The organism is Hoeflea sp. BAL378, from assembly GCF_000759435.1.
GTDB lineage: Bacteria > Pseudomonadota > Alphaproteobacteria > Rhizobiales > Rhizobiaceae > Hoeflea.
Window position 1 is genome coordinate 1 of record NZ_JRJG01000070.1, and the last position, 10,580, is coordinate 10,580.

Sequence of the window (10,580 nt, forward strand, 5' to 3'; positions counted from 1 at the left end):
CACATCGCGCGCCGGCTTGCGGAAATAGCGCCGCGAGGCGGCCTCCACGCCATAGGCGCCGGACCCGAAATAGACGCGGTTGAGGTACATTTCCAGGATCTGGTCCTTGGTGAAGCGGTGCTCGAGCCAGAAGGCCAGCAACACTTCCTGGACCTTGCGCTCGACCGTCCGCTCCGGCGACAGAAACAGGTTCTTGGCAAGCTGCTGGGTCAGGGTCGAGCCGCCCTGGACCATTCCGCCGGCGGTCACATTGGCCAGCATGGCGCGGGCCAGTCCGAACGGGTCGACACCGAAATGCGAATAGAAGCGGCGGTCCTCGATGGCGATCACGGCTTCCGGGATATAGGGCGACATGTCGCCCAGCAGCAGCGCCTCGCCGCCGGTGGCGCCGCGATTGGCCATGGTCTCGCCATTGACCGAGACGATCTTGACGTTGGGAGGCCGGTCGGGGATCGACCAGGTGGCCGCGCTCGGCATGCGGGCACCGTAATAGGCGACGATGCCGGCGAGCGCGATGCCGCCCCAGATCGCCAGCACGAAGCACCAGTAGACCATGCCGCGCACCGCTCCCACCAGGCGGCCGCGTGACGTCCGCGAGCGGGGCTTGCGGGCTTTCGGCTGGGCGGTCTTGCGGCGTTTGGCCGGGGTCGGCTTGCCGGCCACCCGCTCGTCGGCGATGGTCCGCGCATTTCCCCTGGACCGGCTGCCCTCGAAGGACGGCTCGATGCGGCTCGGGGTGGTTTTCTTGCGCGCCATGCGGGATCCGGATGCTGTTTGTCCCCGATCGGCTCGGCAATCACGACAATTGCGTCGGCGATCCGGGTATTGGGTTCACTGCACTTCCGCCCGGGACATGCGATGTCCCAATCCGAAACTGCCCGGCAATCGCAGAACACCCTAAATGCGACGATTTAAGGGGCGGTTAAGGAAACCGCCCCTTGTCGCGTCACGGCCCGGCTTTTTGGTTGGGGGACCGGAAGCGCGAGGCCTATCGCCGCGCCAGCGCATCCAGAATGCGGACCCAGGACCTGATTCCCTTGGCAAAGGAGGTGAGGTCGTATTTCTCGTTGGGGGAATGGATGCGGTCGTCGGTGAGGCCGAAGCCGCACAGCATCGACTGCAGCCCGAGAATGTTCTGGAAATCGCCGACGATCGGGATCGAACCGCCCATGCCGATCATCACCGCGGGCTTGGGCCATTCATCGGTCAATGCCGTGCGGGCCCTGGTGACCACCGGCGAATCGAAGGGAAGCTGGATCGCCGGCGAACCGCCATGCGGCGCGTAGCTCACCGTGCAGTCGGCTGGAAGACGGGCTTCGACATGGGCGCGGAAGGCGTCGCGGACCTGGTCGGGATCCTGTTTGCCCACGAGCCGGAACGACACTTTCGCCGAAGCCTGCGCCGCGATCACGGTCTTGAAGCCTTCGCCGGTGTAGCCTCCCCACATGCCGTTGACTTCCGCGGTCGGGCGCGCCCAGGTGAGCTCGAGCACCGAGCGGCCCTGTTCGCCCGAGGGGACGGACAGACCGACCTCGCCCAGGAACTGCTCGGCGCTCCGGCCCAGGCTCTCCCAGCTCGACAGGATCTGCGCCGGGGTTTCCTCGACGCCGTCATAGAATCCTTGAAGCGTCACCCGGCCGGTCTCGTCATGGAGATCCGCCAGGATCTTCGACAGGATGTGCAGTGGATTGGCCGCCGCCCCGCCGAACAGGCCCGAATGCAGGTCGCGGTCGGCGGCGTGGATGGTGATTTCCTCGCCGACCAGGCCGCGCAGCGCCACCGCGATCGCCGGCGTCTCGGAATCCCACATGCCGGTGTCGCAGACCAGCGCGCATTCGGCCTTGAGCTCCTCGGCATTGGCCTTGAGGAACGGCTTCAATGAGGGCGAGCCCGATTCCTCCTCGCCCTCGAACAGGATGGTGATGCGGCAGGGAAGCGATCCGCTCGCCGCCTTCCAGGCGCGGCAGGCCTCGACGAAGGTCATGAGCTGGCCCTTGTCGTCGGAGGATCCGCGGCCGGTGATGGCCTTGCGGCCGGGCGCGATCTCCTTGATCGCCGGCTCGAACGGCGGCTCGGTCCACAGATTGAGCGGATCGACGGGCTGGACGTCGTAATGGCCGTAGAACAGGTAATGCGGCGCATCGGGCGTGGCGCCTTCGTGATGGGCGACCACCATCGGATGGCCGGTGGTGTCGCGCAGGCTGGCGTCGAAGCCGAGCGAATTGAGCTCATCGACCAGCCACTGGCCGGCGCGGCGGCATTCGGGCGCATAGGCCGGATCGGTGGAGATCGACTGGATGCGCAGCAGCCCGAACAGGCGCTCGAGGCTCTGGTCGAGAGAGGAGTCTGCGGCGGAAAGGGCGGCGGTCAGGTCTGTCATCGAAAGCTCCGGAAGGAATCAGAAGCGGACAGACTACTGCATAAAATCGGCAAGCGGACCCGATCGGGCGGAAATTTGTGCCGCGGGCTGGCGTCGCGCAGGCGGCTGGCGCGCGCCGCAGAGGGGCGGCGTGGATCGGTCGGGGGAGGGAAAAAAGAAAAGCCGCCATGGCCAGAGGGGGAAGGCCATGGCGGCATGTTGGTAGGACAAGGGCCATTAGGGGGCGGGGCGGCCCTTGTCCTTGGTCTGGAGGCGGCGGGGGACGAGCCGTAGATCCAGACATCGGCTTATTCATTCGCCGGTAATGCTGATTTGGCCCCGGGAATGTGGCTTTTCAAGGACACGAACATTACAGTTTCGTAACGAATCCGTGATGGCCAAATCCGCCGCTGCTGCCATATGGTGTCGGCAATCGCATTTTTTCATCCGTCATCGCGCATCAAGCGCATGGACCTCGCGGCGGACGCGCGCTAATCCTTGCCCATGAAAAAAGGTGATCATCTCTTCCTCGTCGACGGGTCCGGCTATATTTTCCGGGCCTACCACGCGCTTCCGCCGCTGACGCGCAAATCCGACGGCCTGCCGGTCGGCGCGGTGTCAGGCTTCTGCAACATGCTGTGGAAGCTGATGGTGTCGGCGCGCGACACCTCGGTGGGCGTGACGCCCACGCATTTCGCCGTGATCTTCGACTATTCCTCCAAGACCTTCCGCAACGATCTCTATCCCGAGTACAAGGCCAACCGCTCGGCGCCGCCCGAGGACCTGATCCCGCAATTCTCGGTCATCCGCGAGGCGACGCGGGCCTTCGACCTGCCCTGCATCGAGATGGAGGGCTTCGAGGCCGACGACCTGATCGCCACCTATGCGCGGCTGGCGCGCGAGGCCGGCGCCGACGTGACGGTGATCTCGTCGGACAAGGACCTGATGCAACTCGTCGGCCCACAGGTGTCGATGTATGACAGCATGAAGGACAAGCAGATCGGCGTGGCTGAAGTCATCGAGAAATGGGGCGTGCCGCCCGAGAAGATGATCGACCTGCAGGCGCTGACGGGCGATTCGGTCGACAATGTGCCGGGCATTCCCGGCATCGGGCCCAAGACCGCGGCGCAGCTCATCGAGCAGTTCGGCGATCTCGACACGCTGCTTGCGCGCGCCGGCGAGATCCCGCAGACCAAGCGGCGCGAGAACATCCTCGAATATGCCGACAAGGCGCGGATCAGCCGCGAGCTGGTCAAGCTCAAGGACGATGTCGAGGTGCCCGCAAGCCTCGACGACCTGGTGCTCAACCCGCCGGACGGACCGAAGCTGGTGGCCTTCCTCAAGGCGATGGAATTCACCTCGCTCACGCGGCGCGTGGCCGAGGCCACCGAAACCGACGCCGGCGCGATCGACGCGGCCAGCGTGGCCGTCGCTTCGGCCGCCGAGATGCGCGGCCCCGACCTCGATCCGGACCAGACAACCCCCGGCGCCTCCGCTTTTTCGACCGGAGACGGCACCGGCGTCGACACGCCGCAGGGGCTTGCGAAAAGGCGCGCGGAAGCAGCGGTCGCCGCCAAGATCGACACCGACGGCTACCAGACGCTCGGCACGATCGAGGAGCTCAGGGCCTGGTGCGCGGCGGCGCGCGAGCGCGGCATCGTCGGCTTCGACACCGAGACCACGTCGCTCGATGCGATGCAGGCCGACCTCGTCGGGTTTTCGCTTTCCATTCCCGTGTCCGCGCCCGAGGCGGGAGACTTCCAGGTGATCGCCTGCTACGCGCCGCTGGCGCACTCCAACGGCGTGGGCGATCTGCTGGGCGGCGGCGGGGCGCAACCCGGGCAGATGCCGATCCGCGCCGCGCTCGATGAGCTCAAGGCGCTTCTGGAAGATCCCTCGGTCCTCAAGGTCGGGCAGAACCTGAAATACGACATGCTGGTGCTGGCGCGGTACGGCATCACCATCGAGAGCTTCGACGACACGATGCTGCTGTCCTATGTGCTCGACGCGGGCGCCGGCGGCCACGGCATGGATGCGCTTTCCGAGCGCTGGCTCGGCCACACGCCGATCAGCTACAAGGAGGTGGCGGGCTCGGGCAAGAGCTCGGTTCCCTTCGCGGAAGTGGCGATCGACAAGGCCACCGCCTATGCGGGCGAGGATGCCGAGGTGACGCTGAGGCTCTGGCACGTGCTCAAGCCGCGGCTCGCGGCCGACGGCATGGCGCGGGTCTACGAGCGGCTGGAGCGGCCGCTGGCGCCGGTGCTGATGCGCATGGAACGGCGCGGCATCCGCGTCGACCGGCAGATCCTGTCGCGGCTGTCGGGCGAACTGGCCCAGGGCGCTGCCGCACTCGAGGCGGAAATCCAGCAACTGGCCGGGGAAAACTTCAATGTAGGCTCGCCCAAGCAGCTTGGCGACATCCTGTTCGGCAAGATGGGCCTGCCGGGCGGCTCGAAGACCAAGTCGGGGCAATGGTCGACCTCGGCGCAGGTGCTCGAGGACCTGGCCGCCGCCGGCCACGAACTGCCGCGCAAGATCGTCGACTGGCGGCAGCTCACCAAGCTCAAATCCACCTACACCGACGCGCTGCCGGGCTATATCCATCCCGAAACGCAGCGCGTGCACACATCGTTCGCGATGGCGGCGACCACCACCGGGCGACTGTCCTCGTCGGACCCGAACATCCAGAACATCCCGGTGCGCACCGCCGAAGGCCGCAAGATCCGCACCGCCTTCATCGCCGAGCCCGGCAATGTGCTGATCTCGGCCGACTACAGCCAGATCGAACTGAGGGTGCTGGCGCATGTGGCGCATATCCCGCAGCTCACCCAGGCCTTCGCCGACGGCGTCGACATTCACGCCATGACGGCGTCGGAGATGTTCGGCGTGCCGGTCGAGGGCATGCCCTCGGAGGTGCGCCGCCGCGCCAAGGCGATCAATTTCGGCATCATCTACGGCATCTCGGCCTTCGGGCTCGCCAACCAGCTCGGCATCGAGCGCTCGGAGGCGGGCGACTATATCCGCAAATATTTCGAGCGCTTTCCCGGCATCAAGGACTTCATGGAGGCCACCAAGGCGGAGGCCCGTGAGCACGGCTACGTCACCACGATCTTCGGCCGCCGGGCGCATTACCCGGAAATCCGCTCCTCCAACCCGCAGGTCCGCGCCTTCAACGAGCGCGCCGCGATCAACGCGCCGATCCAGGGATCGGCCGCCGACATCATCCGCCGCGCCATGGTGCGCATGGAGCCGGCGCTGGAAAAGGCCGGGCTCGATGCGCGGATGCTGCTGCAGGTGCATGACGAACTGGTGTTCGAGGCGGCGGAGGCGGATGCCGAGAAGATCATCCCGGTCATCGTCGAGGTGATGGAGAACGCCGCCATGCCGGCTCTCGACATGGCGGTGCCGCTCAAGGTCGACGCGCGGGCGGCGAAGAACTGGGACGAGGCGCACTAGACCGCGCACACGCGCCCCTCACCAAATTGTGACGCTCGGCCGCGGCCGGCTTGATTGACGGCATCGCGACCCTGTGGTGTCTGGATCGAGGTCTTACATTGAATGAGGCCGGGTCCAGGAGGCCCGGTCCAAAGGGGAAAACCATGCTCAAGTCTCCCATCCTGCTTGCCGGCGCCCTGGGCGCGGCGCTTGTCCTTTCGCAAGCCGCCCGCGCCGCCGATCCCGATCCGCAGGACTGGGATGCGGTGCTGACCGAAGCCAAGGGCCAGACGGTCTATTTCAATGCCTGGGGCGGGTCCGAGAACATCAACGGCTATATCGACTGGGCCGGGGAGACGCTGAAAGAGCGGTTCGGCGTGAGCGTGGTTCACGTGAAACTCGATGACACCGCCAATGCGGTGGCAACGGTGCTGGCCGAAAAGGCCTCGGGCAAGAACGAGGGTGGCTCGGTCGACCTCATCTGGATCAATGGCGAGAATTTCGCCTCGATGAAGCGCCAGGATCTGCTGATGGCGCCGGACTGGACCACGCATCTGCCGAACTGGGCCTATGTCGACCATGAGACAAAGCCGACGATCCTCACCGATTTCACCATTCCGACCGACGGGCTCGAAAGCCCCTGGGGCGGCGCCAAGATGGTGTTCTTCCACGACACCGCGCGAACCCCCGCAGACGGCGTTCCGCGGTCGGCGGCGGACCTGCTGAACTGGGCCGAGCGCAATCCCGGCCGGTTCTCCTATCCGCAGCCGCCGGACTTCATCGGCTCGTCCTTCCTCAAGCAGGTGCTGATCGAAACCATCGCCGACAAGACCAGGCTCGGCCAGCCGGTCGACGAGGCACGCTTCACCGACGACGTGGCGCCGCTGTTTGCCTATCTCGACAGGCTTCACCCCAACCTGTGGCGCGGCGGCAAGGCCTATCCGCAGAACTATCCCGACATGAAGCAGAAACTGGCCGACGGCGAACTCGACATCATCTTCGCCTTCAATCCGTCGGAAGCCTCGGCGGGAATTGCCGCGGGCGAACTGCCCGACACGGTGCGCTCCTTCACGTTCACCGGCGGGACGCTCGGCAACACCCATTTCGTGGCGATCCCCTACAATGCGGCGTCGAAGGCCGGGGCGCTGGTGCTCGCCAATTTCCTGATCTCGCCGGAGGCGCAACTTCGCAAGCAGGACCCTGCGGTCTGGGGCGACCCGACGGTGCTGTCGATGGACAAATTGCCGGATGCGGACCGCGCCGCCTTCGATGCGCTCGATCTCGGCGTCGCCACGCTCCGGCCCGACGAACTCGGCCCCGCGCTCGACGAGCCGCACCCGGACTGGATGGAGCGGATCGAGGGCGAGTGGCTCAAGCGCTACGGCGCGGCCAACTGAGCGATGGCCCGGCCGGGCAGGACCTCGTGACATGACCGGCGGCGTGCGCCTGGCGCGCCTGGCGCCGCCGCTGACCCTTCTGACCCTGCTCGGCCCGCTGGCCTTCGGCCTGGCGGGGACGGCGCTGCCGGCCTTCGGCTATCTGCCCGATCTCGGCGGCACGCAACTGACCACAGCGCATTTTGCCGAGCTGGCGGCGGTTCCGGGGATCTGGCACTCGGCGCAGCTCGCGGTTCTGGTCGGCCTCGTGACCACGCTGGTCTCGCTCGGCGCGGTGGCGGGTTTCGTCGCCAGCGATCTGGGGAGCGCCGGTTTTGCCCGGATGCGGCGGATGATCTCGCCGCTGCTGTCGGTGCCGCATGCAGCGGCCGCCTTCGGGCTCGCCTTCCTGATCGCGCCCTCGGGCATGATCATGCGGCTCGTCTCGCCCTGGCTCACCGGGCTCGACCGGCCGCCGGACCTGCTCATCGTCAACGACCCGATGGCGCTGTCGATGATGGCGGGCCTGATCGTCAAGGAAATCCCGTTCCTGTTCCTGGTGACGCTCGCAGCCCTGCCGCAGACGCGGCATGCAGAGACGATGCGGCTCGGGCGCTCGCTCGGCTATGGCCGCATCGCCAGCTTCACCTACCTCCTGTGGCCGCCGCTCTACCGGCAGGTGCGGCTCGCGGTCTTCGCCGTGGTCGCCTACGCCACCTCGGTGGTCGACGTGGCCCTGATCCTCGGCCCGCATCTCCCGCCGACGCTGCCGGTGCGGCTCATCGACTGGATGAACGATCCGGATCTCGAGGCGCGATTCCTGGCCTCGGCCGGCGCGATCCTGCAGTTGGGGGCAACACTGGTCGCGCTGATCGCCTGGGTCGGGCTGGAAAAAGCCGGCGCCGTGCTGGTCCGCCACAGCCGCGCCGCCGGCCTGCGCTTCCGGCGCGACGGCGTGATCCGCAACGGAGCGCGCGCGGCGATGCTTGCCTCCTCGGCCATCGTCTTCGGCGGCATCGCCGTGCTGGCGCTGTGGTCGGTGTCGGGCCTGTGGCAATTCCCCGACGCGCTGCCGTCGAGCTTCACGCTGAAAAGCTGGATGCAGGCGCTGCCGCGCTTAGAGGGTCCGCTTGCCACCACGCTGGCGGTGGCCGGGCTGTCGACGCTGATCGCGCTGGCGCTCACCATCCTGTGCCTTGAGCGCGAATACGAGACCGGGCGCGGGCGCGGCGGCGGGGCGCTGCTGCTGATCTACCTGCCGCTGATCGTGCCGCAGATCTCCTTTATGTTCGGCCTGCAGGTGCTGTCGATCTGGCTCGGGATCGACGCCAGCTTCCCGGCGCTGGTGCTGGCGCATCTGGTGTTCGTGCTGCCCTATGTGTTCCTGTCGCTGAGCGATCCCTGGCGCGCGCATGACCGCCGCCATGACCTGATCGCGGCTGGCCTGGGGATGAACCGGACCCGCACGCTGGTCCGCATCCGGCTGCCGATGCTCACCCGCGCCATCCTGACGGCGCTCGCGGTGGGGTTCTCGGTCTCGGTCGGCCAGTATCTGCCCACCGTGCTGATCGGCGCGGGACGGCTGACCACGATCACCACCGAGGCGGTGGCGCTGGCCGCCGGCGGCAACCGCCGGGTCATCGGCGTCTATGCCTTCCTGCAGACGCTGCTGCCGTTTTTCGCATTTGCCATTGCCACCGGATTGCCGGGCTTGGTATTCCGCAACCGGCGAGGCTTGCGGGTGTGACATTGGACTTTGGAAGCGACACTCAGGGACTGAGGCTGGACGATGTGCGGATCCGCCTGGGCGAGCGTCTGCTGGTGGCGCTCGACGCCCGCGTCGGCCGCGGCGAGACGCTGACCGTGATGGGGCCTTCAGGGTCGGGGAAGTCAACGCTGCTTGCGTTTCTCGGCGGGTTTCTCGACCCGGCCTTCACCGCCAGCGGAAGGATCACGGTGGACGGCGTCGAACTCACGGCGCTGCCGGCGGAGCAGCGGCATGCCGGCATCCTGTTTCAGGACCCGCTGCTGTTTCCCCACCTGAGCGTCGTCGACAACATCGCCATCGCCATTCCCGAAGACATCCGCGGCCGCAGGCAGCGACGCAGCCTGGCCCAGGCGGCGCTCGCGGATGCCGATCTGGCGGAGTTCGGCGACCGCGATCCCGACACGCTGTCGGGCGGGCAGAAGGCGCGGGTCGCGCTGCAGCGGGTGCTGGCGTCGCGGCCGCGGATCCTGCTGCTCGACGAGCCGTTCTCCAAGCTCGACGCCCATCTGCGGGAGCAGACGCGGCAGCTCGTGTTCGATCGGGCGCGTCGGGCCGGGCTGCCGGTGGTGCTGGTGACCCATGACGAGGACGATGCGCGCGCCGCCGGCGGCCAGGTGCACCGGGTCGGGCTGCCGTGAGGGACATCGCCGCACGCCATTCCGACCTGCCGGTCTCCGATGTGCTCGCCCCCCTGCGCGATGCCCTTGCCCGGGGCCCCAACGCGGTGCTGGCGGCGCCGCCGGGCGCGGGCAAGACCACGCTGGTGCCGCTGGTGCTGATCGGAGAGGCCTGGCTCACCGGCAAGATCATCCTCATTGAGCCCAGGCGGCTCGCGGCGCGGGCGGCGGCGCGGCGGATGGCGGCGATGCTCGGCGAGGAGGTGGGCGGCACCGTCGGCTACCGCATGCGGCTCGATACAAAAGTTTCCGCCCGGACCCGGATCGAGGTGGTGACCGAAGGCGTGTTCACCCGCATGGCGCTGTCCTCGCCCGATCTCGAAGGCATCGGCTGCGTGATCTTCGACGAATTTCACGAGCGCGCGCTGGAGGCCGATTTCGGGCTTGCGCTGGCGCTCGACATCCAGTCCGGCCTGCGCGAGGACCTGCGCATCCTGGTGATGTCGGCGACGCTGGATACCGCGCGCGTGGCGGCGCTCATCGAGGAGTGCCCGGTGATCGAGAGCCGGGGCCGGAGCCATCCGGTCGAAATCCGCTATCTCGACCGGACCGCCGGCGACCGCATCGACGCTGCCATGGCCGGCGCCATCGAGACCCTGCACCGCAGCGAAACCGGCTCGATCCTCGCCTTCCTGCCCGGCCAAGGCGAAATCCGGCAGGTGGCAAGGCTGCTCGAAGGCCGGCTTGGTCCCGCAACCGATGTCCAGCCGCTCTATGGCGGCCTGACGTCGGCCGAGCAGGACGCCGCGATCCGGCCGGCGCCGGAGGGTCGGCGCAAGGTGGTGCTCAGCACCCCGGTGGCGGAAAGCTCGCTCACCATCGACGGCGTGCGCATCGTCATCGACAGTGGGCTGGTGCGCCAGCCGGTCTACGAACCCTCGACCGGCATCACCCGGCTCGAGACCATCCGCGCCTCGCAGGCGTCCGTCGACCAGCGCGCGGGCCGGGCCGGACGCACCGCGCCG

At 67.6% G+C, this 10,580-nt stretch carries 7 protein-coding genes; 5 read left to right on the top strand and 2 right to left on the bottom strand.

The features are described 5' to 3' along the window. Positions 1–756: transglycosylase domain-containing protein (locus tag LL06_RS15695; RefSeq protein ID WP_035528877.1), on the bottom strand; the 756-nt coding region annotated here is incomplete at its 3' end. Positions 757–988: 232 nt separating this feature from the next. Next, positions 989–2,380, bottom strand: a complete 1,392-nt coding sequence (locus tag LL06_RS15700; RefSeq protein ID WP_035528885.1) for a M20/M25/M40 family metallo-hydrolase — start codon at positions 2,378–2,380, stop codon at positions 989–991. 483 nt (positions 2,381–2,863) lie between these two features. On the opposite strand from LL06_RS15700, the gene polA reads away from it, so the two are divergent. The 5 genes from polA to LL06_RS15725 form a co-directional block, all read left to right on the top strand. Further along, positions 2,864–5,815, top strand: coding sequence for a DNA polymerase I (gene polA / locus LL06_RS15705; RefSeq protein WP_035528889.1), 2,952 nt, complete (start codon positions 2,864–2,866; stop codon positions 5,813–5,815). A 143-nt stretch (positions 5,816–5,958) separates the two neighbouring features. Next, the gene (locus LL06_RS15710) at positions 5,959–7,191 is read left to right on the top strand and encodes an ABC transporter substrate-binding protein (protein ID WP_035528892.1); all 1,233 of its coding nucleotides are present in this window, start codon (positions 5,959–5,961) and stop codon (positions 7,189–7,191) included. A 31-nt stretch (positions 7,192–7,222) separates the two neighbouring features. After that, positions 7,223–8,917, top strand: a complete 1,695-nt coding sequence (locus LL06_RS15715; protein WP_052161627.1) for an ABC transporter permease subunit — start codon at positions 7,223–7,225, stop codon at positions 8,915–8,917. Beyond that, entirely contained in the window at positions 8,914–9,576 is a 663-nt protein-coding gene (locus LL06_RS15720; RefSeq protein ID WP_035528895.1) for an ATP-binding cassette domain-containing protein, read from the top strand. Before LL06_RS15715 ends, LL06_RS15720 begins: the two co-directional genes overlap by 4 nt. After that, the coding region (locus LL06_RS15725; protein ID WP_152599640.1) for a helicase-related protein at positions 9,573–10,580 on the top strand (1,008 nt) is incomplete at its 3' end. The genes LL06_RS15720 and LL06_RS15725, both read left to right, overlap by 4 nt.